Annotated in this window: 18 protein-coding genes and 1 riboswitch; of the genes, 10 read left to right on the plus strand and 8 right to left on the minus strand. The window is 29.1% G+C overall.

All coding sequences use genetic code 11. The features are described 5' to 3' along the window. Positions 1-71 precede the first annotated feature (71 nt). Positions 72-1,118: an FAD-binding oxidoreductase gene (locus SHK09_RS11870; protein WP_319811001.1), complete on the plus strand. Its 1,047-nt coding sequence runs from the start codon at positions 72-74 to the stop codon at positions 1,116-1,118. Between the two features lie 7 nt (positions 1,119-1,125). Here the strand turns inward: SHK09_RS11870 and SHK09_RS11875 are convergent, their stop codons facing one another. After that, the gene (locus SHK09_RS11875) at positions 1,126-1,503 is read right to left on the minus strand and encodes a DUF983 domain-containing protein (RefSeq protein ID WP_319811002.1); all 378 of its coding nucleotides are present in this window, start codon (positions 1,501-1,503) and stop codon (positions 1,126-1,128) included. A gap of 53 nt (positions 1,504-1,556) precedes the next feature. Here SHK09_RS11875 and SHK09_RS11880 point away from each other — a divergent pair, with 53 nt between their 5' ends. The 3 genes from SHK09_RS11880 to SHK09_RS11890 all read left to right on the plus strand — a co-directional run bounded on the left by SHK09_RS11880 (position 1,557) and on the right by SHK09_RS11890 (position 5,353). Beyond that, positions 1,557-3,476 (plus strand): ABC-F family ATP-binding cassette domain-containing protein, encoded by a 1,920-nt coding sequence (locus tag SHK09_RS11880; protein WP_319811003.1) that lies wholly within the window; start codon positions 1,557-1,559, stop codon positions 3,474-3,476. Between the two features lie 87 nt (positions 3,477-3,563). Then, positions 3,564-4,502, plus strand: a complete 939-nt coding sequence (locus tag SHK09_RS11885; RefSeq protein WP_319811004.1) for a 1-aminocyclopropane-1-carboxylate deaminase/D-cysteine desulfhydrase — start codon at positions 3,564-3,566, stop codon at positions 4,500-4,502. Next, positions 4,502-5,353, plus strand: coding sequence for a glucosaminidase domain-containing protein (locus SHK09_RS11890; protein ID WP_319811005.1), 852 nt, complete (start codon positions 4,502-4,504; stop codon positions 5,351-5,353). Before SHK09_RS11885 ends, SHK09_RS11890 begins: the two co-directional genes overlap by 1 nt. A 54-nt stretch (positions 5,354-5,407) precedes the next feature. Here SHK09_RS11890 and SHK09_RS11895 read toward each other — a convergent pair whose 3' ends face one another. After that, positions 5,408-6,106 (minus strand): SIMPL domain-containing protein, encoded by a 699-nt coding sequence (locus SHK09_RS11895; protein WP_319811006.1) that lies wholly within the window; start codon positions 6,104-6,106, stop codon positions 5,408-5,410. Positions 6,107-6,311: 205 nt separating this feature from the next. On the opposite strand from SHK09_RS11895, the gene SHK09_RS11900 reads away from it, so the two are divergent. From SHK09_RS11900 to SHK09_RS11910, 3 genes are read left to right on the plus strand one after another with little or no spacing between them, the layout of a single operon-like run. Further along, entirely contained in the window at positions 6,312-8,498 is a 2,187-nt protein-coding gene (locus tag SHK09_RS11900) for a histidine kinase (protein ID WP_319811007.1), read from the plus strand. Between the two features lies 1 nt (position 8,499). Beyond that, complete coding sequence (locus SHK09_RS11905; RefSeq protein WP_319811008.1) at positions 8,500-9,231, plus strand: LytTR family DNA-binding domain-containing protein; 732 nt, start codon at positions 8,500-8,502, stop codon at positions 9,229-9,231. A 7-nt stretch (positions 9,232-9,238) separates the two neighbouring features. Continuing rightward, a complete protein-coding gene (locus SHK09_RS11910) occupies positions 9,239-9,754 on the plus strand; it encodes a gamma carbonic anhydrase family protein (RefSeq protein WP_319811009.1) in 516 nt (171 codons plus the stop codon). A 182-nt stretch (positions 9,755-9,936) separates the two neighbouring features. On the opposite strand, the gene SHK09_RS11915 is transcribed toward SHK09_RS11910, so the two are convergent. Together SHK09_RS11915 and SHK09_RS11920 are read right to left on the minus strand one after the other, a co-directional pair. Further along, complete coding sequence (locus SHK09_RS11915) at positions 9,937-10,386, minus strand: hypothetical protein (RefSeq protein WP_319811010.1); 450 nt, start codon at positions 10,384-10,386, stop codon at positions 9,937-9,939. 189 nt (positions 10,387-10,575) lie between these two features. Then, positions 10,576-10,977 (minus strand): hypothetical protein, encoded by a 402-nt coding sequence (locus SHK09_RS11920; RefSeq protein ID WP_319811011.1) that lies wholly within the window; start codon positions 10,975-10,977, stop codon positions 10,576-10,578. Positions 10,978-11,064: 87 nt separating this feature from the next. Between SHK09_RS11920 and SHK09_RS11925 the strand changes: the two genes are divergently transcribed. Then, positions 11,065-12,720 (plus strand): mechanosensitive ion channel family protein, encoded by a 1,656-nt coding sequence (locus SHK09_RS11925; protein ID WP_319811012.1) that lies wholly within the window; start codon positions 11,065-11,067, stop codon positions 12,718-12,720. A 35-nt stretch (positions 12,721-12,755) separates the two neighbouring features. Here SHK09_RS11925 and SHK09_RS11930 read toward each other — a convergent pair whose 3' ends face one another. From SHK09_RS11930 to metK, 4 genes are all read right to left on the minus strand, one after another. Beyond that, complete coding sequence (locus SHK09_RS11930) at positions 12,756-13,709, minus strand: tRNA-dihydrouridine synthase family protein (protein WP_319811013.1); 954 nt, start codon at positions 13,707-13,709, stop codon at positions 12,756-12,758. 78 nt (positions 13,710-13,787) lie between these two features. Beyond that, complete coding sequence (locus tag SHK09_RS11935) at positions 13,788-15,371, minus strand: carboxypeptidase-like regulatory domain-containing protein (RefSeq protein WP_319811014.1); 1,584 nt, start codon at positions 15,369-15,371, stop codon at positions 13,788-13,790. 83 nt (positions 15,372-15,454) lie between these two features. Then, positions 15,455-17,929: a zinc-dependent metalloprotease gene (locus tag SHK09_RS11940; RefSeq protein ID WP_319811015.1), complete on the minus strand. Its 2,475-nt coding sequence runs from the start codon at positions 17,927-17,929 to the stop codon at positions 15,455-15,457. Positions 17,930-18,089: 160 nt separating this feature from the next. After that, positions 18,090-19,346 (minus strand): methionine adenosyltransferase, encoded by a 1,257-nt coding sequence (metK, locus tag SHK09_RS11945; RefSeq protein WP_319811016.1) that lies wholly within the window; start codon positions 19,344-19,346, stop codon positions 18,090-18,092. Positions 19,347-19,709: 363 nt separating this feature from the next. After that, positions 19,710-19,820, plus strand: a riboswitch (SAM riboswitch). Between the two features lie 123 nt (positions 19,821-19,943). On the opposite strand from metK, the gene SHK09_RS11950 reads away from it, so the two are divergent. After that, complete coding sequence (locus SHK09_RS11950; RefSeq protein ID WP_319811017.1) at positions 19,944-21,218, plus strand: O-acetylhomoserine aminocarboxypropyltransferase/cysteine synthase family protein; 1,275 nt, start codon at positions 19,944-19,946, stop codon at positions 21,216-21,218. Positions 21,219-21,314: 96 nt separating this feature from the next. Continuing rightward, complete coding sequence (thrA, locus tag SHK09_RS11955; protein WP_319811018.1) at positions 21,315-24,716, plus strand: bifunctional aspartate kinase/homoserine dehydrogenase I; 3,402 nt, start codon at positions 21,315-21,317, stop codon at positions 24,714-24,716. Positions 24,717-24,767: the final 51 nt, after the last annotated feature.

Raw genomic sequence — 24,767 nt, forward strand, 5'->3', positions numbered from 1 at the left:
AAATGCTTCAATCAAGGCTATAATTATTGCTAATTTTAAGCAAAACTAAATTTTAAAGTTATTATTAAATTATGAAGGTAGATTATATTATTGTTGGTTTAGGGTTGGCAGGTTTAGCGTTTGCAGAAGAATTGTTAAATGCAGGCAAAACATTTTTGGTTTTCGAAGACGATTCTCAAACATCATCTTTAGTAGCAGGTGGTGTTTATAACCCTGTAATTTTAAAAAGATTTACACCCGTGTGGAATGCTAAAGAGCAATTAGATATTGCGCTTCCTTTTTACAAAAAAATAGAAGAAAAATTAAATATAGTTATAGATGAAAAGTTTGTAATTAAAAAAGCTTTTAAATCTATAGAAGATCAAAACAATTGGTTCGAAGCTTTAGATAAACCTAAATTAATAGATTATTTAGATCCTAAGTTAGATAGCAAAAGTTATAATGGTGTTATTGCAGATTTTAGTTTTGGTAATGTAAATGAAACAGGAAGAATCGATACCAAGAAATTAGTAGAATCTTATAGAGATTATCTTAAAGAAAATAAATTAATTCGTTTTGAAAACTTCGAACATCAAGAATTAAAAATTGCACAAGATTTAGTTACTTATAAAGACATTGAAACCTCTAAAATAGTTTTTTGTGAAGGTTTCGGAATTAAAGAGAATCCGTATTTTAATTATTTACCATTAAACGAAGCAAAAGGAGAATTGTTAACCATCCATTCCCCAGAACTAAATATCGATTTTTTATTAAAATCTACCCTTTTTATTTTACCAATGGGTGATAATAATTATAAAGTTGGTGCAACTTTTAATTGGACAGATAAAACATCGAATCCGTCTATAGAAGGAAAAGAAGAACTGGTAGAGAAGTTAAAAAAAGTAATTAACGTTCCTTATACAATTGTTTCTCAATCTGCAGGAATAAGACCAACAGTAGCTGGTAGAAGACCTTTGGTAGGTGTTCATCCAGAACACAAGCAGTTAGTCGTTTTAAACGGTTTGGGAACACGTGGCGTTATGATAGGGCCAACAGTTGCTAAAAACCTATTTAATCACTTAGAAAAAGGTGAGGCAATAGATGAAGAAGTAAATATTAAGAGGTTTAAAAAGAAATAACTTTTTCTTATTTAGATTTTGGTTCGTAAGCAACAAACATATTTATCCAAAGAATTCTAGATAGACGTAAATTTATAGGAATTAATAGAATTAAAACAATAATTATTGCTGCAAAAGATTGCAATAATGTTAGACTAAAAACTAAAGAAGCAATTAAAAAAGTAATTACAGAAAGGGCAACAGTTATTCCGTAGTTTACATACATAGCACCATAAAAGAAAGAGGGTTCCATCATATATCTTAAATTACATTTCGGACAATTATCATGTAATTGTGTAATTTTAGATGGGTTGACATTAAATTTATATTTAAAAAAATCACCTTCCTGACATCTAGGGCACTTGCCGTTTACAACACTGTATATTTTTGTACCTTTTTTAAACATAATAACTCTATTTTTTTAAGTAGCTTTGCACCATACAAATTTACAATAATTACATGTTAAACGTACATAATTTAACAGTTTCCTTTATGGGAACTGAATTGTTTTCTGGTATCACTTTTAAGTTGAATAAGGGAGATAGAATTGGACTGATTGGAAAAAATGGAGCAGGAAAATCTACTTTACTAAAAGTGCTTTCTAGAGACATCGAAAGTAGTGGTGGTACCATGGCTTTTGATAAAGATGTACAAATGGGTTTCTTGAGACAAGATATAGATTTTGTAGAAGGAAGAACTATTTTAGAAGAAGCTTACCAAGCCTTTGTAGAAATTAAAGAAATAGAAGTTCAGTTAGATGAAATTAACGAACAATTAGCGACTAGAACAGATTACGAAAGTGAAGAATACAGTCAGTTAATTATAGATTTAACAGAGAAGACAGAACGTTATGAACTTTTAGGAGGTTATAATTACCAAGGAGATACAGAAAAGATTTTACAAGGTTTAGGTTTTCAAAGAGAAGACTTCGATAAGCTTACAGATACTTTCTCTGGAGGATGGAGAATGCGTATTGAATTAGCAAAATTATTACTTCAAAATAATGATATTTTATTATTAGATGAACCTACCAATCACTTAGATATAGAATCTATTATTTGGTTAGAAAACTTCTTAAAAGCATATTCTGGTGCAATTGTATTGGTTTCGCATGATAAAATGTTCTTAGATAATGTAACCAACAGAACTATTGAAATTTCTTTAGGACAGATATACGATTATAAAAAACCGTATTCAGAATTCTTGCTATTAAGAGGAGAAATTAAAGAAAAGCAGTTACAAGCACAAAAGAATCAAGAGAAAGAAATTAAACAAAAACAACACTTAATAAACAAGTTTAAGGCTAAGGCTAGTAAAGCTTCTATGGCACAATCTTTAATGAAACAACTAGATAAAGTTGAGTTAATTGAAGTAGACCAAGATGATAACCAAGCCATGAACGTGCGTTTTAACATTTCTAAAGAACCAGGTAAAATTATTGTGGAAGCAGAAAAGCTTTGCAAAAGTTATGGTGACAAAAATGTTTTAGAAAATGTTGATTTATTAATTGAAAGAAATAGTAAAATTGCTTTTGTTGGTCAAAACGGACAAGGTAAATCTACTTTGGCAAAAATGATGGTTGGTGAAATTCCTTTTGAAGGACACTTAAAATTGGGTCATAATGTAGAAGTTGGTTATTTTGCTCAGAACCAATCGGAACATTTACCACCAGAAAAAACTGTTTTACAAATAATGGAAGATGCAGCATCAGATTCTAACAGAGCAAGAGTTAGAGATATGTTGGGTTCATTTTTGTTTGGTGGAGACGCAGCAGATAAAAAAGCAAAGGTACTTTCTGGAGGGGAAAGAAATAGATTGGCATTATGTAAATTATTATTATCACCTTTTAACGTGTTAATAATGGATGAGCCAACAAATCACTTAGATATTGCTTCTAAGAATGTATTAAAAGAAGCGTTGCATAACTTTAACGGTACTTTAATTATTGTTTCTCATGATAGAGATTTCTTACAAGGATTAACATCAACAGTTTACGGCTTTAAAGATAAAGAGATTAAAGTGTATTTAGGAGATATCGATTATTTCTTAGATCAACATAAGATAGAAAACCTTAGAGAAGCAGAAAAGAAAACAGTTGTAAAGGTAGAAAAAGACGTTTCTAAAAGTAATGCAAATCAATTATCTAGAGATCAAGAAAAGCAGCTTAAAAAGTTAAAAAACAAGCTTTCTAATATAGAAACAGAAATAGCAGATTTAGAAAAAGATATTGAAAAAGTAGATTTAGAATTGGCAAACAATTATGATGAAGTTTCTACACGACCAAACTTTTTTGAAAAATACAAAGCTAAAAAAGCAAAATTAGATACTGTAATGGAAAATTGGGAAAAAATTGAAGCAGAAGTTTCTAATTTTTCATAACTAACAGTAATTGCTCGTTCCGATACTTCGGGAAAAAACTTAAAATAACTAAATTATAAATTCTTGTTTACGCAGGAATAATAAACGATGGACTTCAACTCAATAAAAGAAACTGAAAATCAACAAATTTTTCTTCCAATTTTAGAAGAAAAAAAGGTAGAACTTTTTATAAAAAGAGAAGATTTAATTCACCCTTTTGTTTCAGGTAATAAATTCAGAAAATTAAAATATAATTTACAAGAAGCAACAAAGCTTAAGAAAAAATCGATACTTACATTTGGTGGCGCATATTCTAATCATATTCTTGCAACTGCTGTAGCAGGTAAACTAGTTGGTCTTAAAACTTTTGGAATTATTAGAGGTGATGAATTAGGAAAGAATATTACAGAAACCATAGAATCAAACCCTACATTAAGAGAGGCTCAAAACCAAGGAATGAAGTTTCACTTTGTTTCTAGAGAAGAGTACAGGCAAAAAACTTCATTTGGTTTTATTGAAAAAATGAAAAATAAATGGGGCGATTTTTATTTAATCCCAGAAGGAGGAACTAACTTTTTAGCGGTAGATGGTTGTCAAGAAATTTTAACAAAAGAAGATGCAGTTTTCGATTATATTTGTTCTTCTGTTGGTACTGGTGGTACTATTTCTGGTTTAATAAAATCAAAAAAGAAACGTCAGAATGTAATTGGTTTCCCTGCATTAAAAGGAAATTTTTTATCTGAAGAGATTAGAAAATATGTTGTTAAAGATGCCACTTGGAAATTACAAAAAGGCTACACATTTGGTGGTTATGCTAAATACGATGAAGTATTAATTGATTTTATTAATAATTTTAAAGAAGAAACAGGCGTTTTATTAGATCCTATTTATACTGGTAAAATGTTATTTGGTATTTTAGATTTAGTTAAAAAAGATACTTTTAAAGAAGGAACTAAGATTTTAGCAATTCATACAGGAGGAATTCAAGGAATTGAAGGGTTTAATCAGGAGTTAGCTAAGAAAAACGAGAAAACTATAAATATATAATGAAGTTAAAAATTATTTTTAGTTGTGTGTTTTTATTAATTTTATCTAGTTGTGGCTCTAAAAAGAAAGTCGTTAACAAGAAAAACCCTGGTGTTGTAATTATAGAACCAGCACCTATAGATTTGCCTTCTGTAAACGAAGTAGAATTAATAGAGAAACTATCTAAAAATAATTCGAGACTAAATAAAGAAACACTTTCTTACATTAGAAAATATGCACCAATTGCAGTTAAAGAAATGCATGAATATAAGATTCCTGCAAGTATTACTTTAGCGCAAGGAATTTTAGAATCTGGTAAAGGAAAAAGTGAATTAGCATTAAAGTCTAACAACCATTTTGGTATTAAATGTCACAGCCAATGGACCGGTGAACGCGTTTACCATGATGATGATGAAAAAGGAGAATGTTTTAGAAAGTACGTGTACCCAGAAACTTCTTATAATGATCATTCCTTATTTTTAACAGAAAGAAGACGCTATGCTTTCTTGTTTGGTTATAATATTAAGAACTATAAAAAATGGGCTTATGGCTTGCGAAAAGCAGGGTATGCAACCGATAGACAATATCCTGCGAAGCTTATAAAAATTATTAAAGATTACCAGCTTTACGAGTTCGATAAAGTTAAAAAAGGAACCTACTCGAATGAAATTAAAGAACTAAACGACGGTAACACTTTTAAAAAACCAGTAGTAATAGAAAAAGTAAAAGATAATTTTTACGAAGTACAAAAAGGAGATACTTTGTATTCTATTTCTAGAATGTTTAATATTTCTGTAGCTAATTTAAAGGCTATTAATAACTTGAATGATAATTCAATTTCTATTGGTCAGAAATTATTGGTTAAAAAATAAAGGTCCGTAAATTAATATTACAAACCTTTATTATAAACTAACAATTCCCCATCATTATTCTATTTCAAATTTCACGTAAATAGATGTTTTTATTACAATTTTTTCAAACTGTACAATCTGTTTTTTACTTCTTATTTTAGAAAGACCAGAAGCATAACCATTTACTTGTATGTTATTCGCAAACGTAAAACTCTCGTTATTGTTTGTATTCATTTCGTTAATTTTAATAGGTTTTCCTACTTTTTCATCAATTGCTAATAATAAATAGGTTGCTTTTTCTTTAGCAGCTCTTATTGCAGCAACTCTATTTTCTTTTCTTATTTCTTTAATATTAGAATGTGTAGCTTTTGTAATGTTTACTTTAGATATTTTTAAATCGTCTAAACATTCAAAAAGTTTTTTTAGCTTTTTAGAATTGTTCACCTTCAAGCTATATTTTGCAGTAGAAAGAATCTCTTTAGAAAACCAACCTGTTTTAGATAAAACAGAATTCACATCAGAAATAAATAAATTACTTTCTGGAATTTCTATGGCTTTTAATTGTTCTTTTAATTGATTCTCTAGAAACTCTAAATTTAATTTTTGTCCTTTTTCCATACGTTCTTTTAAAAAAATGTCTAGATAAATTTCGTTTGGTATTATTTCTTTTTCTGAAGTACCAATAACCTCTATGTAAGGTTTTTCTATATTATTGTTTTGTGCGAATGAAACTGTTGCTATTAAAAGAAGTAAGATTGCTATTTTATATTTCATGTTTTTATTTTTTTTCATGTTATAAAATTAGCGCACATGCTTTAAACAAAAAAACTAGAATGAGTAAACAAGGCTTTCTATTGCGTAAACTAGGTTAGATATTTAGCGAACAGAACTAAAGATTTAACCAAATGTTGTTTTACAGAGCTAAGACGTTTTTTTAGATGCTTTTTTGTGTGTATGTTTACAATAATTATACAATTAAATGAAATTTAAAAAGTACTTATATAGTCTATTTTTGTTTTTTCAAGCAATACTTTTTGCTCAAGAAAATACTATAAATAAAGAAAACACTATTTTTTTTGTTGAAGTGAAAATTGAATTAAAGGATAGCAATATTTCTATTAAAAATGCAGATGTTTCTGTAAACGGAAAACAATTTTTTTTCTCTGAGGTAGACGGTTTTTATAAAGTAAAAGCAAAAGTTGGAGATGAGTTAATGGTAATGCATCCAGATTTTGAAGATGTCTATTATACTATAAACTCGAACGAAGAAATTAAAATTGTTATTGAAGATTCTTCTAAAAAGAAATTTCGTTCATCAATCTCAAAAATTAAGATAGAAGATACATATTATCAATATTTAGATTCAGCCAAATTTTATAAAACAAAAGACATAGATAAGAGTTTATCTTTTATAGAAAACGCTATTAAAACAGGGGTGTCTAAAGAAAGAAATGCAGCATCATACAAAACCTTAGCTGCTATTTATTTGTATTGGAAACAGTACGATTTGGCTGTAAATAACTACAAGTTATCAATTCAAATTAAAGAAAACGTAGAAACTAAAATACAATTAGCAAAAGCACAATTTCTATTAAAAGAAATAGCCGGTAGTAAGAAAACTTATATAGAACTAACAGAAGAGAAGTTAAGTGTTTATCAAAAAATTATTGTTTATGAAGGCTTAGGAGATGTTTATTTTTCTGAACAAAATTATATTGAAGCTAAGAAAAATTATGAACAAGCATTTAAGGTAGCAGATAAAAATGCGGTAACATCTAAAATAACCGATTTAAGTTCCAAATTAGCAACCGTTTTTTCTGCAGAAGGAAATACAAAACAAGCAAATATTCGGTTTAAAAATTCTTTAAATTTTGCTAAAAAAGAAAATGAAGGTCGTGTTTTAGAAGAAGAAGAAAAGGTGGCAAACTTCTTAAATTCTAATAAAAAATATGATGAAGAAATTCTACTTAGAAAAAAGAGTTTACTAAAAAAAGAAACCGAAAATTTATTAGAAAGACAAAATAATAATGAAGAAGATGTTATAACATCTCAAAAGATAAATTACAAAATTGGTAATGCCTATATTTTAAAAGAAGCATATGAAGAAGCCATTCCGTATTTAGAAAAAAGCAGAAAAGAAGCTGTAAAGAATAAAGATATTATTGTAGAAAAAGATGCAACAAGAAAAATTTCTGAAGTTTTTGCAAACCTTGGCGAATATGATAAAGCATTAAAAAATTATGAACAATATGTTTCTTTGGTAGATTCTTTATACATAAGAAAAGAGCAAGAAATACAACAAGTAAAACGTTTTTCTAAAAAAATAGCAGACAACCAAAATAGAATTCTAAGCTTAGAAAAAGACAAAGAATTATCTGAAAGTAAAATAAGTTTAGCATACGTAGACCAAAGATTATCTGAAGAAAGTAATAGTAGACAAAGACTAATTATTTATTCTTTATTTGGTGGTTTTTTATTGATGAGTTTACTTGTTTATTTTATGTACAGAAATAATAAACAACAAAAATTAGCCAATAATTTATTGGCACTAAAATCCATGCGTTCACAAATGAACCCGCATTTTATATTTAATGCTTTAAATTCTGTTAATAGTTTTATTGCGGTAAATGACGAGCGAAGTGCAAACCGTTATTTAAGTGAATTTTCGGCATTAATGCGTGCTGTTTTAGAAAATTCAGACCAAGATTTTATTCCATTAACAAAAGAAATAGAATTATTAGAGTTGTATGTAAAATTAGAACATAATAGGTTTAAAGAAAAATTCGATTATCAAATTAACGTCGATAAAAACATTAGTTTAACTCAGTTTTCTATACCACCAATGTTACTGCAACCTTATATAGAAAACGCTATTTGGCATGGTTTAAGGTATCGAAAAGAAAAAGGAAACCTAGTTATCTCTATAACGATTAAAGATGCGGAAACACTTTTAATTTCTGTTGAAGATAACGGAATAGGAAGAGATAAGTCTCAAGAATTAAAAACAGCGCATCAGTTAAAACAGAAATCGAAGGGAATGAGTACAATAAATAATAGAATTGCTATTTTAAATGATATGTACAAAGACCGTATTTCTGTAGTAGTTTCTAATGTTTTAGAAAACGGAGAAGGAACAAAAGTAGCCTTGTTATTGAAAAAAAAATAAGATGAAATTAAAAGCAATCATTGTAGAAGACGAGAAAATAAGTAGAGATATTATTCGTAATTATTTAGTAAAATACTGCCCAAATGTAATTTTGGTAGGTGAAGCTAGTAACATAGAAGAAGGCTATAATTTAATTGAAAAGAACCATTTAGATTTAGTGTTTTTAGATGTAGAAATGCCTTTTGGTAATGCGTTCGATTTGTTAGAAAAAGTAAAAGATAGAACCTTCGAAACTGTTTTTGTAACAGCCTATGACCAATATGCAATAGAAGCATTAAACAACCACGCAAGTTACTATTTACTTAAACCAATTTCTATAGACGAACTTATAAAAGCAGTTAATATTGTAACCGAAATTAAAGAAAAAGAGCAACAATTACAACATCAAATTTTATCGCCAAAAGCTACTTCTGCAACAGGTAAAATTACAATTCCGCAACAAGATGGTTTCGAAGTTATAGATATTAACGATATTGTTTTCTGTAAAGCAGACGATAATTATACCGAAATCCATTTAGCAAATTCGAAAAAATTAGTAAGTAAAACTTTAAAATATTTCGAACAAGCTTTAAGCGATTATACATTTGCTAGAATTCATAAATCTTATCTGGTAAATGTTAATGCAATTATAAAATATAAAAAAGGAAAAGGAGGAAGCGTAATTGTTTCTAACGGAAAAGAAATTTTAGTTTCTGCCTCTCAAAAAAGTAATTTATTATCTTATTTTAAATAAAAAAAATATGCCAATTATAAAACCAGTAAACGGTAAGCACCCACAAATACCAACAGATTGTTATGTAGCAGAAAATGCCACAATTGTTGGCGATGTTTCGTTAGGTAAAGAATGTTCTGTATGGTTTAATGCAGTAATTCGTGGAGACGTACATTACATAAAAATAGGAAACAAAGTAAATATACAAGATGGCGCAGTAATACACGCAACCTATTTAAAATCTCCCACAATTATTGGTAATAATGTATCTATTGGGCACAATGCTATTGTACATGGTTGCACAATAAAAGACAATGTTTTAATTGGTATGGGAAGTATTGTTATGGACGATTGTATAATAGAATCGAACTCTATAATTGCCGCAGGCGCAGTTATTACCAAGAATACGCATGTAGAAAGTGGAAGTATTTATGCTGGTGTACCTGCTAAAAAAGTAAAAGATATTTCGCAAGAATTAATTTCTGGAGAAATAAATAGAATTGCAGATAACTACATAAAATATGCTGGTTGGTTTAAAGAGTAAAAGTTTTTGGGCGTTACTTTATACTTCATTCTTCAGTAAAAAGTCGCGCTTTCACTACTCGCTTTTTTTGAGAAAAACAAAAAAGAGCTCAAACATGCCGTTCAATCGCTAACGCAATTTGTAAATATAAAAAACCCAATTTCAATTAAGAAATTGGGTTTTAAAAAAATCAATCAATCAAATTATCTTTTAGCATTTCTTTTATTTCTTTCTCTACCTTTTCTCCCTTTTTCTTTCCCTTGCATCTTTCTTTTTTTGTGCATTCTTTCAAATTTATCAAACTGCTCTTTGTTTAAAATATCTTTCATTCTATTTCTCATAGCAATTTGGTTATCTAACATTTTGCTTTTCATAGCAAAAAGTTCATCTGAAGTAGGTTTTTTATCTGTTTTTCTAACTTCTTTTCTTTTTATAATTGCAGCTTTCTTTTCTGCCATTTTAGCTAAAAGAAGAGGCTTAATTTGGCTTTGTTGTTTGTTCGTTAAATCTAAATCTAACGTCATTTTTTTTACTATTAATTCCGTTTGTTGCTCTACAGTAAATTTAGGTCCTTTATGATCTCTTTTTTTCTGTGCTTGTGTATTAAAAGTAAATGCTAATACGAATACTAAAATGCTTGCTATTTTTTTCATTTTTTTAAATTTTAAAGTTATTATTTTATACTACTAAGACTTTTAGAAATAAGAAAGGTTTAATTTTAAGTATCTAATTAACAATATTTTAAGATTAATTTTTAAGCAAAAAAAAACTCAGATTCAATTAAGAACCTGAGAATTATCAATAAACTAATCAATCAACCCAAAAAATTAGTTACTGTAAATTTATTGCTGTTTTTTTCTGTTTTTACCTTTACGCTCTTTGTTCATTTTCTCAAATATTACAAACTGTTTTTCAGTTAAAATACTTTTCATTTTTTTATTCATTTCTGCTTCTTTTGCAACTCTTCCTTCTCTCATCATTTTTCTTTCTTCTTTAGAAGGTTTTTTGTCTGTATCTTTTAAAGCCTTTCTTTTAGCAGCCATTTCCTTTCTGTCTGCTATTTGTAAAGCTAACAAAGGTTTAATTTCATTTTGCTGCACTTTAGTTAATTCTAAATCTGCAGATAATTTTTTTAAAGTTCTTTCTACTTGTTTTTCAGGAGAACCCTTTTTACCTTTTTTTTGAGCTTGTGCAGAAAATGTTACTGCTAAAACTAAAACGAATATGCTTATTATTTTTTTCATTTTTTTATTATTTATACTTCTTTGACTCTAAAAAAATGAAAAGGTTTAAATTTGCATTTCGTTTAACGGCAATTTAACATATTTGTAATGCGTAAATTATTTTGGTTATTATTTTTAGTGTCATTCATTTCAAATGCACAAAATGCACAAAAGGATTCTGTAATAGTAGATTTAAAAAATCCTAATACAACCTTATATACACATCTGTATTTTCTACAGCCAGATTCTTATGAACCTAAAAAAGCTGCAAAAACAATTTTAGGTCTAACAGAAAAAGAAGCTATAAAAAAAGCAATAAGAATTAAGAAAGTTTTAGATGGTAAAGGTTTGTATGTAGATTTTACAAAGGTACCTACAGATGCAAACTTTAAAGACACTATTAGATATTCTTCTTATGATAGGTATACGCCTTTTCCACAAAGAATGCCAGAGATTTCTGTAGAGAAAATAGGAGAGAAATGGTATTATTCATCTGAAACTGTGCAAAAAATAGATGCTCTTTATAGCAGTGTATTTCCTTGGTATGTTCAAAAAATACAAGATGCTATTCCAGAATTTGGACATAAAAAAATATTAAATGTAGAATATTGGCAGCTGTTTTCTGTTGTAGTTTTTATTTTAATAGCAATCATCTTATTTTATATTTTTAGAAAAGTAACTTATGTTTTGTTACATAAAATTCAACAAAAATTAACAAAAAATACAGACATAACGTTCGATCAATCCTTAAAGAAATTAGCAAGACCTTTAAGTTTATTGATAGCAATAAAATTTATAGATAGTGTTTTTCCTTCGCTTTATTTTAGTTTAGAAACCAATACTTGGGTTTTCTTATTTATAGATATTGCAGAAGTAGTTTTCTGGACATATGTTTTAATTAATTTGGTACATGTTCTAATGAAATTCTACAGTGTTTTTACAGAAAAAACTCATAATAGATTAGACGATCAATTGTCTCCAATACTGCATAATTTCTTTGTTGGTTTGGTAATAGTAGTAGGTGTTTTAAGGCTTATTGCATTGTTTGGTGTAGATACAACAACTATTTTAGCCGGTGCAACAATTGGTGGTTTAGCAGTGGCTTTGGCATCTCAAGACACCGTGAAAAACTTAATAGGTACTATTATGATTTTTCTAGACAAACCTTTTCATATAGAAGATTGGATTGAAGCTGGTGAAGTTGTAGGTACTGTAGAAAAAGTTGGTTTTAGGTCTACAAGTGTTCGTGCTGCAGATACTTCTGTTTATCAAATTCCTAATAGTAAACTGTCTGAAATTGTTATAAATAACAAAGGTTTGCGTTTGTTTAGACGTTACAATACCAATTTAGGTTTGCGCTATGATACGCCACCAGAATTAATAGAAGCTTTTGTAAAAGGAGTGAGAGAAATTATAATTGCACATCCAGAAACACGATCGGACTCTTATAACGTAGAGTTTACTGGTTTTGGCGATTCTGCTTTATTAGTAATGGTTAATGTTTATTTTAAAAGTTTAACATGGGGTATAGAGCAATCTTCTAAACATAGACTGCATATAGCAATTGTAAAATTAGCAAAAGAATTAGGAGTAGATTTTGCTTTTCCTTCTACAACTGTTACTATCGAAAATTTTCCAGAGAAAGAAGGAATGAATCCTAAATACAATATAGATAAAGAAAGAATAAGCGGTGCAATAACTAAAGTTTTAGAAGAATTTAAAATAGAAGATTCTTCGTTAGAAACTAAGCGTGATAACGCTTAAAATTAATACTGTTTAATTTTTAAAGAAGCTAAAAGTTAGTTGTTTTTAGCTTCTTTAAAAATTTCATTAACTGCAATAATGTAGTTTTTTGCACTTTGTGCTTTCTTAATTTTTTTATAAGTTTTCTGTGGGTTTGCAAAACTTTTAGAAAAGTATTCCCAAAAACCAAGCATTTTCATTTTTATAGGTGTTGGGCCAGAAAGAGCTGCATCATATTCTTTATAAATACGATCGTGAAACTCGTTAAAAATATCATACCTGTTTTTAGGGTATTCTGTAGTATTATCTTTAATCATACTTGGCAAAAAAGGATCTGCAATTAAGCCACGTCCAATCATCCAATGATCTATTGTAGTAAAACGTTCTTCTAGTTTTTTAAATGCTGCAACAGAAGTAATATCACCATTATAATACATTTTATGTTTACTGTTATCTAAACATTTTTGAAAAGCTTCTAAATTTGTACCGCCTTTATAAAGTTGTTTTCCTATTCTTGCATGAATTGCAATATTCTTTAAAGGGTAATTATCTAGAATTGGTAAAACGTCTAAAATTTCTTCTGGCGTGTCATAACCCATTCTCATTTTCATAGAAACAAGAATATCAGATTCATTATGAATTTTATGAAGAATGTTATTTATTTTTTCTGGATCTGCAATTAACCCAGAACCCATTCCTCGTTTTGTAACCATTGGATAAGGGCAACCCAAATTCCAGTTTAATTCTTTGTAACCTAATTCTCTAACGTATTTAGAGACGAATAAAAATTCTTCTACATCATTGGTAATAATTTGCGGAATTACTTCTAATGTTGTGTTATTTTCTAATAGAATATCTCTTTGATACGAGTTTTTAATCACCATTTTACCATTCAATCTAATATAAGGTGAATAAAAAGTGTCTATTCCACCAAAGAAATGATTGAATGCATTTCTGAATTTATAATCTGTAAACCCCTGTAAAGGAGATGATAACAATGTATGACTCATAAGAAAAATTATGCTGCAAATATAGCGTACTTTTTAAAGTATTGGAGAAATAAATAACAACTTGAATAAAAATAAATACTAGTTCTTTCTAGATTTTAGAGGTGTATTTAGCCAATAGTTGTTTTCTAATTTTAAAGGTATTATTGAAGATTTAGATAATGGCATATTTTTATCTATAAAACGTTTATTAGTTGGTAATTCTTTATTTTCAAAGGTTTCTTGAACAAAAAACTCTCTGTATTGATTCATTTTTAAACTAGCTCTTTCATCAATTTTAAAACCATTAATATCTTTCACATTTGTAATATCGAATGTAAAGTAAGAAGCATAATTTAAATTCTTCTTTTTAGTATTTATTTTTGCAATAGCTTCTTTGTCTACCTTAATTGTAAATGTTCTATTTGTTTTATTTGTTGGGTTTATAGCAGTAATTTTTAGTTTTTCATTTTTATAATAAATTTTAAAATTTTTTCTAAAAGGTTCTATACTATTTAAATTAACAGGTCTATTAAATGAAATTTGAAATGTGTTTTTTGTAGCGTTAAAAATTGTCTTATCAATTTTAAAATAATTACCACTGTTTGCTTCAAAGAAATTATTAAATGTGATGTAGTTTAAGTACATTTTATCTTTTCTTGGTCTGTATTCTATAGTAACAGCATACTGAGGATTTTTTTTGTTTCTGTAATAAAGATTGTAATTAAATTTATGAATTGCAAAATCTTGTTTAGAGATGTAAATACTTCCGTAGGCTACATATTCGTAACTGGTTTTATCTTGAATAGAAGAAAAGGAGATTTGATATAACGGAATGTCATCAGAAAAAAGAACTTTTTTTACCTTAAACTTATGATTCCGTATAAAATCTCTTCTAAAAATATTGCTAAAAGAAAAAGACATCTTATCATGGTTTCTAAGTGCATTTGTTAAATCTAATATATTTAATTCGTTACCACCTAAAGGGCTTATATAAACGCTTTCAGAGTATTTTTTACTTTTATTATCATAAGGTATTGTAAGTGTACTGTCTTGTATAAATTTGTTATTGGTTCTGTAATTATATAATAAAGATTGATTTTTTGCACCTTTTAATTTATCGCTATCAAAACCATTATCAAAAGATTCTATTATTGCTTCATGTACATTTAAATATTTTATTTTTTCTTTCGATTTTATTAAATTCTGATAAGATTTGCCAATAGGTTGTTGGTAATCTCTATAATAACCAATATAAGAATGTGCGTTTGTTGGATAATTTTCTAGAATGTTTTTAATTGATTTTCTAACAATTTCTATACCTAAAAGATTTCTTTTTTTCTTTTTTGAAGTGGTAATAACAACCTCTGCCAAACTATTTTTAGCAATTGATAGATAAATGATATTTACTGCGTTATTATTTAATTGAGATAATTTTACTTCCTTTGTTTTATACCCAATAGAAGATATTTTAATAATTCCGTTTTTTTTGTGTCTTATTGGTATTTCAAAATTTCCGTTAAAATCTGCATGTGTGCCTCTGTTTATTTTTTTTAGCATAACAGTGGCATATACAATAGGTTTTTTAGTGGAAGCATCTAATACGCTACAAGAAAATTTTTCTTGAGAGAAAGTAAATGCACTTATAAAAAACAGTATTAAAAAAGCACTAAATGTTTTTTTCAAAATAGAAGGTTTACATTCTTTAAAAAGCAAAAACCACGCCAAAAGACGTGGTTTTTATAATATTTACAACAGTTTTTTTGTTGTTATTTAGGGTCTAAAGCTACATTAATTCTAGCTAAAACATCCTGTAAGTGATAACGAGAAGTAGTATTAGAAGCTTTTGAAGCTGCAGATTTAACATCTCTTTTTAATCTAGTTAATTCACCTCTTGCAAAAGATTTAATATCAGACTGACCAACGTTTACAGAAGCAGATCCAAAACGACCTCTTTCATTTTTAGCGCTATTTAATAAATAGTCTAAACGCTCTACGTGCGCTTTTTGTAAATTTCTTCTATAAGTGTCAATACTTCTACCATTATATAATTCAGACCAAACACCTTTTCTTAAATCAGAAAACATAGATACTAAGTTATAAGCTTTTGTACCGTTTAATGTTTCGTTTTCAATCATACGTGCCATTCTACTAGTACTTAAAACTCCGTTTAAAGTTCTTACTTGTAGAGATCTAATGTTTTCTATTGCACCACTAGATTGTATTTTAGAAAAAAGATCTTTATCTAACATCCAAGTTGGTGTTTTAAATAATTGTCTAATAACAAAATCTAAAGATTCTTTCTGGCGTGCTTTATCTACATGAGTATAAACAGCACCTTCTTGGTCTGTTGTTTTATAATCTTCATAGATACCACCAATGTTAGAAGAAACATGACCCATATAACGAGCAAATTGACCAGTTAATTGACCATACATAGTTCCCATGTCATCATAATTTTCACCTTTTTCAGAAGTCCATTCTTCTAATCTAGGTAAAATTCTCTTAAGATTTTTAATTCCATATTCACTAGCTTTTACAGCATCGTCACCTAAATCTTCTGTTTGAGAACTAGGATCTACAACACCAAATTGCTGACGACCAAAACGGTAGTTAGCATCACCAGCATGCTTTAAAATCCAAGAATCTAAAACAGGCTTTTCTTCTTTAGCCGTTTTACCTAAAATAGGTCTATAACCCCAAGAAATTGAATATTTATCATATGTACCAATATTTGGCATTAATGCAACACCTTTATCTTCTGGTTGTGCTACGTAATTAAAACGAGCATAATCCATTATAGAAGGAGCTGTACCGTATTTTGAAGTAAAACTAGCAGAACGCAAAGAATCTACAGAATAAGCAGCAGAACTTCCCATGTTGTGAGGTAATCCTAAAGTGTGACCTAATTCATGAGAAGAAACAAAACGAATTAAACGTCCCATTGTTTCTGTCTTAAAGTTATTTCCTCTTGCATCTGGGTTAATAGCTGCTGTTTGAATAAAGTACCAGTTGTGTAATAAAGTCATTACATTATGGTACCAGTTAATGTCAGATTCTAAAATCTCTCCAGATCTAGGATCACTAACGTGAGGTCCGTTTGCATTAGGAATAGGAGAAGCTAAATATCTAATAACAGAATAACGCACATCTTCTGGGCTATACTCTGGGTCTTCTTCTACAGTAGGTGCCATTTTACCAACAATAGCATTCTTAAAACCAGCAGCTTCAAAAGCTACTTGCCAATCGTTTACACCTTGTATAATAAAAGGAACCCATTCTTTTGGTGTTGCTCTATCTACATAATAAACAATTTGTTTTTTAGGTTCAACCAATTCACCTCTATTAAATTTCTCGATATCTTCATCTTTAACTTCTAAACGATATCTATCTAAATATGCAACTCTTTTACTTTTTTGAGCATCTAAACCGTAATCAGTTTGTCCTCTAGCAAACCAACCAACACGTTCATCAAAATATCTACGTTTCATAGGTACTTTAGGTAATAAAACCATAGAATTACTCATTTCTAAAGTAATAGAACCAACAGCACTATTAGAAGGTGCTTTGTTTGCAAAATAAGTTTTTATATGTCTTACTTCTATATTTCTTGGGTAACTACTTACTCTATCTACATAAGAACGAGTTTTATCCATTCTTGTAGCTTGATATGCTTTTCTATAATAACCAGGGAAACCTAAAGGCTTAACATCTGTAGAAAATAAAGAAGTTGCATCTATTACAGTTGCTGTAGAGTCTTTACTATATGCCTTTATAGGAAAAGAAAATAATATTGGCTCTAAGTTAGAGTTTACAACAGCTTCATGTACAGGTAAAATTGTGTCTGCAACTACACTATGAGAAACAACTCTTAATAAGATTTGTTTGTTTTTTTTCTCCCAACGTAATACTTGTGTGTTTGCTTTTGCTCCACCAAACCCAATTCCGCTAGCCGTTTTTGCAATTCTTGTTACCATTAACATTTCTCTTTTTAGAAGAGAATCTGGTATTTCAAATAAGTAAGAATCGTCTTTTGTGTGTACTTTAAATAAACCTTCATCTGTTGTGTGATCTTTTGTAACCACTTTACTGTAAGGCTGAATTCCACCTTTCTTTGGTTTTGGTTTAGTTGCTGTTTTTGGAGCTTCTTTTTTCTTTTTCTTCCAAAGTTGAGCAGAAGATTCTGTTGAAAAACCAAGAACAAAAGCCACTAGTAATAGTCTAGTAAGTATCTTTTTTGTCATAATAAGTTTGATTAAAATTATAATTTTCGAAGTTACATAAAGAATTATCTGAGGTTTCTTAAAAAAATGTTAAAGAGAACTTTTTAGATGTGTTAAAGTTTGAGCAAAAAAAAAGGCCTTTAGAGTTATTTCTAAAGGCCTTTAATAGAAGTTAAAAGAGTTATAGTTTAAAAGCTTCTTTAACAGTATCTACATAATCTAACTTTTCCCATGTAAATGTTTCTACTTCTTCAGAAACTGTTTCTCCCATTGGGTTAGAAAAGGTAACCGTTTTTATTTCTGGTGTTCTTCCCATGTGACCATAAGCCGCAGTTTCAGAATAAATTGGTGTTCTTAATTTTAAACGTTGTTCTATAAAGTAAGGGCGCATATCAAAAATAGCCTCTACTTTTTTGCTAATTTCACCATCTGTTAAATCTACAGTTGCAGTACCGTAAGTTTCAACATTAATACTTGTTGGTTTAGCAACACCAATTGCATAAGAAACTTGTACTAATACTTCTTTACAAAGTCCTGCAGCAACTAAATTTTTAGCAATATGTCTTGTTGCATATGCTCCAGATCTATCTACTTTAGAAGGGTCTTTTCCAGAGAAAGCACCACCACCGTGTGCACCTTTTCCTCCGTACGTATCTACAATAATTTTTCTTCCTGTTAAACCAGTATCTCCATGAGGTCCACCAATAACAAAAACTCCTGTTGGGTTTATGTGATATGTAATATTATCTGTAAATAATTTTTGATTCTGAGCAGGCAATTTAGCAACAACTCTAGGAATTAAAATTTCTACGATATCTTTCTTAATTTTAGCTAACATTACATCATCAGACTTATCAAAATCATCATGTTGTGTAGAAATAACAATAGCGTCTATTCTTTGTGGCACATTATCGTCTGAATATTCTATAGTTACCTGAGATTTTGCATCTGGTCTTAAATAATCGATATCTTTGTTTTCTCTTCTTAAAGCAGCCAATTCAATTAACAACCTGTGAGACAATTCTAATGCTAAAGGCATGTAGTTTTCTGTTTCATCTGTTGCATAACCAAACATCATTCCTTGATCTCCAGCACCTTGTTCTTCTGGGCTAGACCTATCAACTCCTTGGTTAATATCTGGTGATTGTTCGTGAATTGCAGATAAAACTCCACAAGAATTTCCATCGAACATATAAGCACTTTTTGTGTATCCAATTTTATTAATTACGTCTCTAGCAATTTGCTGAACATCTAAATATGTTTTAGATTTTACTTCACCAGCTAAAATTACTTGACCAGTTGTAACTAAGGTTTCACAAGCAACTTTACTGTTCTTATCAAACGCTAAAAAATTATCAATTAAAGCATCAGAAATTTGATCTGCAACTTTATCTGGGTGTCCTTCAGAAACACTTTCTGAGGTAAATAAATATGACATAGTATTCTTCTTTTAAATGTTGGAGGTAAATTAATTTGATTGCGTAGTCGCTAAAAGAAGTAGATAATTACTGCTTTAGCATTTTTTTAATGAGGTTGCAATCAGTTCAAATTTTTCCTCTTAATTAGATTGCAAATCTACACTATAAAATTACATCACCTACATTTTTAACGATAATTATTTGTGATAGCATCATTGATAAAACATTTTTAAAGGTTTAAGATTGATGTTTTTACAGAATAAATAATTCGACGTTGCTTAAAATGCGAAATCAATATTAAATAAAAAAAAACACTGTTTTATTTGGATATTAAATTTTTACGAGCATATATTTGCACTCACAAAGTTCAATAACTTATCGAAATGTTATCAAGAAAGGCAGAGGGATTAGACCCAATGAAGCCTTAGCAACCCTTTAGAAATAAAGAAGGTGCTACATTCTACCTAAATATTTATTATTTGGATAGATAACAAAAAAGAATTTTCCCGTTCTGGAAAGTCCTATTTTCTTAATAACATTTTTCTAGTAAGTACATCAATCGAAAATTGGTGCATTTGACTTTTTTGTTTATTTATTAACTCAAAAAAAATAGAAAAATGAGTACATTAAAATTAGCAACCAACGCGTTGCATGCAGGACACGACGTAACTAAAAACGGAGGTACAAGAGCAGTTCCTATTTATCAAACATCATCGTATGTTTTTAATAATTCTGAGCATGCCTCAAACCTTTTCTCTCTAAAAGAATTAGGTTTTATTTACACACGTTTAAATAACCCAACAAATCAAATTTTACAAGATCGTTTAGCGGCAGTAGAAGGAGGAATTGGAGCTGTAGTTTTCGCATCTGGAACCGCAGCAATTTCTACGGGCTTATTAACACTTTTAAAAGCAGGAGATCATATTGTTGCTTCTAGCAGTTTATACGGTGGTACTTACAATTTATTAAGTGTTACTTTACCAAGATTTGGTATTACAACTACATTTGTAGATGCATCAGATGCTAATAATTTTGGAGAAGCTGTACAAGAAAACACAAGAGCGTTTTTTGTAGAATCTTTAGGAAACCCCAAATTAGATGTATTAGATTTAGAAGCAATTTCTGTGCATGCTAAAGAAGCAGAAGTTCCTTTTATTGTAGATAATACTGTTGCAACACCTGTTTTATTAAATCCTATTAAACATGGTGCAGATATTGTAATTCACTCTTTAACAAAATACATTGGTGGCCAAGGAACGTCTTTAGGTGGCGCAATAGTAGATGCAGGTACTTTTAATTGGGCTAATGGTAAGTTTCCAGAATTTACAGAACCTTCTGCAGGTTACCATGGTTTAAAATATTACGAAACTTTAGGTGCAGCGTCTTACACTTTTAAATTAATTTTAGAAGGATTACGTGATTTTGGTGGAGCATTAAGTCCAACAAACGCATTTAACATCATTCAAGGTTTAGAAACTTTACTTGTTAGAATTAAACAGCATTCTACAAATGCTTTGGCATTGGCAAAATGGTTAGAACAACAAGAGGAGGTTGCTTGGGTAAATTACCCTGGTTTAGAAAGTAGTAAATACAAATCTTTAGCAGATAAGTATTTACCAAAAGGGCAAAGTGGTATTGTAACATTCGGACCGAAAAAAGGTTTTGAAGCTGCTAAAAAAATAGCAGACAACACAAAACTATTCTCTTTGTTAGCAAACATAGGAGATACAAAATCGTTAATTATTCATCCAGCAAGTACAACACATCAACAATTAGACGAACAAGCACAAGCAAGTGCAGGTGTTTCTCAAGATTTAATTAGACTATCTGTTGGTATTGAAGATTTAGAAGATTTAAAAGTAGATTTAAAAGAAGCTTTTTCAAAAATATAATAAGTACGTCTTCTCTAGCATTGTCGAAAGTTACTTTTACCTTTTGTATTGACGAACTTACGCTTGAGCAGGCAACAATTAAAATTTAGCCAATAATTGGAAAACAAATTACAACATATAAAAATTAAAAACTTCACCACAGAACTTGGTGCTTTTATTTCTGAAATGAATTTAAGTTACCAAGTTTTTGGAAAAGAACTAGGAGATGTTCCTATTATTTTAATTAATCATGCATTAACAGGTAATAGTGATGTTGCAGGTAAAAATGGTTGGTGGCAAGATATTGTTGGTAGTGAAAAAGCAATAGATACAAATGTGTATACTATTTTGTCTTTCAACATTCCAGGAAATGGTTTTGATGGTTTTTTAATAGAAAATTATAAAGATTTTATAGCAAGAGACGTAGCAAGAATCTTTCTCGAAGGATTAAATCAATTAAAAATAACACAATTATTTGCATTAATTGGTGGTTCTTTAGGAGGTGGAATTGCATGGGAAATGATGGTTTTAGATACTAAAAGAACCAAACATTTTTTACCAATAGCAACAGATTGGAAATCTACAGATTGGTTAATTGCAAATTGCCAAATTCAAGAACAGTTTTTAGTAAATTCTAGTAACCCTGTGCATGATGCAAGAATGCATGCAATGTTATGTTACAGAACACCATCTTCGTTTAAAGAACGCTTTCATCGTTCTAAAAAAGAAGATTCTACTATTTTTAATGTAGAAAGTTGGTTGTTACATCATGGCAAAAAGTTGCAGGAACGTTACCAATTGTCTTCTTATAAACTAATGAATCAATTATTAAAAACAATTGACGTTACTAGATATGACGAAAAAAAGATAGAAATTTTAGATCAAATAGAAGCTAATATTCACATTATTGGTGTCGATTCAGATTTGTTTTTTACTGCGGAAGAAAACAGAGAAACACATAAAAAGTTAGCATTAACTAAAGAAAATGTTACGTATAACGAAATAAATTCTGTGCACGGTCATGATGCATTTTTAATGGAATATGACCAACTTCAGAAAATAATAGAACCTATTTTCAATAAAGATTATAGAGCAAAAAAAATGAAAATATTAAAATTTGGAGGAAAGTCTTTAGCAAACGGAAAAGGAATTGAAAGTGCTTTAGAAATTATTATCAATAAACATAAGAACGGCGAAAAAATAACGGTTGTAGCTTCTGCAAGAGGAAATACTACAGATCATTTAGAAGCTATTTTAGACAAGGCTGCTGCAAAAACAGCATATAAAACTGCATTTGAAGACTTTAAAGAATATCAATTAGCACCTAATAAAGAAGTAGATTTAACAAAAGAATTTTCTACGTTAGAAACTATTTTCGAAGGTGTTTCTCTATTAGGTGATTATAGTGTTAAAATTAAAGATGAGGTTTTAGCACAAGGAGAGTTGTTATCTGTAAAAGTATTAACAAGTTTACTGCAGAAAAATGATATTAAAGCAAATGCAACAGATGCAAGACAATTAATTATTACAGATGAAAATTTTGGGAATGCACAACCTATAAATGCTATTTCATTAGAAAATGTAACTACTTATTTTAAAAATAATATTAACAAGGTTAATGTAGTAACTGGTTTTATTTCTTCGAATATAAAAGGAGAAACAACTACTTTAGGTAGAAATGGTAGTAATTATACAGCTGCTTTATTAGCAAATTATTTAGACGCAGAAGAGTTGCAAAATTACACACATGTTAGTGGTATTTTTACGGCAAACCCAGACTTAGTTACAGATGCTAAAAAAATAGAACAACTTTCTTTTTCTGAAGCCAATGAGTTGGCAAATTTTGGTGCAACCATTCTACATGCAAAAACCATTATTCCGTTATTAGAGAAAAATATTAATCTTCGAATTTTAAACACTTTTAATAAAGAAGATAAAGGGACTTTAATTACTGCAGAATCATCTACAAAAGGAATTAAATCTATTTCTACAATAGATAATGTTGCCTTATTAAATTTTGAAGGTAGAGGTTTGTTAGGAAAAGTTGGTGTTGATGCACGTATATTTAAAACCTTAAGTGATCGTAATATTAGTATAAGTATTATTGCACAAGGTTCTTCGGAAAGAGGAATTGGGCTGATTATAAATGCAGATAAAGCACAAGAAGCAGTTACGGCTTTAGAAAGAGAATTCGAAAATGATTTTTACTCACAAGATGTAAATCATATTTCTATTGTAAATAATGTGGCTGTAATTTCTATTATTGGTCAAGATTTAAGTGAATTTCATCACCCATATAATGCCTTAATTAAAAACCAAATTGTACCTGTTTTGTTTAATAATACGGTAACAGGTAAAAATGTTAGTTTGGTGGTAAGAAAAGATCAGTTGCATAAAGCAGTAAATGTAATTCATGGTCAGGTTTTTGGTGTTACCAAAAAAATAAACATTGCAGTTTTTGGTAAAGGATTAGTTGGCGGAACTTTAATTGATCAAATTATAGAAAATACACAATCTGTTTTAGAACGTAGAAAAATTCAATTGAATGTTTTTGCAGTTGCAAACTCTAAAAAAGTGTTGTTAAATAAAAACGGAGTTTCTAAAGATTGGAAACAAAATTTGTTAGAAAATGGTAAAGAAAATTTAAATGTAGCAGACATTATATCTTTTGCTAAAGCAAACCATTTCGAGAATTTAATTGCAGTAGACAACACAGCAAGTGTAAAATTTGTAAGTAATTATATACCTTTTATAGAAGCTGGTTTCGATTTGGTTTCTTGTAATAAAATTGCAAATACATTGTCTTTCGACTTTTACAAAGAAGTAAGAGCAAAGTTAAAAGAATACAAAAAGCAATATTTGTACGAAACAAATGTTGGTGCGGGTTTACCTTTAATAGATACCATAAGATTATTACATGAATCTGGAGAAAATATAACCAAAATAAGAGGTGTTTTTTCTGGAAGTTTAAGTTATTTATTCAATAATTTTTCGGCAAGTAATGTTCCTTTTTCAGAAATATTAAAAGAGGCAATAGATAAAGGTTTTACAGAGCCAGATCCTCGTGAAGATTTAGGAGGAAATGATGTTGCTAGAAAATTATTAATTCTAGCAAGAGAGTTAGAATTAGAAAATGAATTTGATGAGGTTGAAATTAAAAATTTAATTCCAGAAAACTTAAGAGGAGGTTCTGTAGATAATTTCTTAGGTAATTTAGAATTGCTAAATGAAGAATATCAAACTCTAAAAGACAATCAAAAACCAAATTACGTTTTACGTTATATTGGAGAATTAAGTGGAGATTTATCTAAAAATAAAGGAAACCTAGAAGTTAAATTAGTTTCTACACAAGAAAGTACGCCTTTAGGTTCTCTAAAAGGATCTGATGCAATTTTTGAAATTTATACAGAATCTTATGGAGAACAACCAATTGTAATCCAAGGAGCAGGAGCAGGAGCAAGTGTTACTGCAAGAGGTGTTTTTGGTGATATTTTAAGGTTAGCAAAACATAATAATTAAAAGAATATTCAATTTTTAGTAGACAATATTTTAGTCGATGAAAAATAACTA

The sequence above is a fragment of the Polaribacter sp. PL03 genome (genome assembly GCF_033875165.1).
Lineage (GTDB): Bacteria > Bacteroidota > Bacteroidia > Flavobacteriales > Flavobacteriaceae > Polaribacter.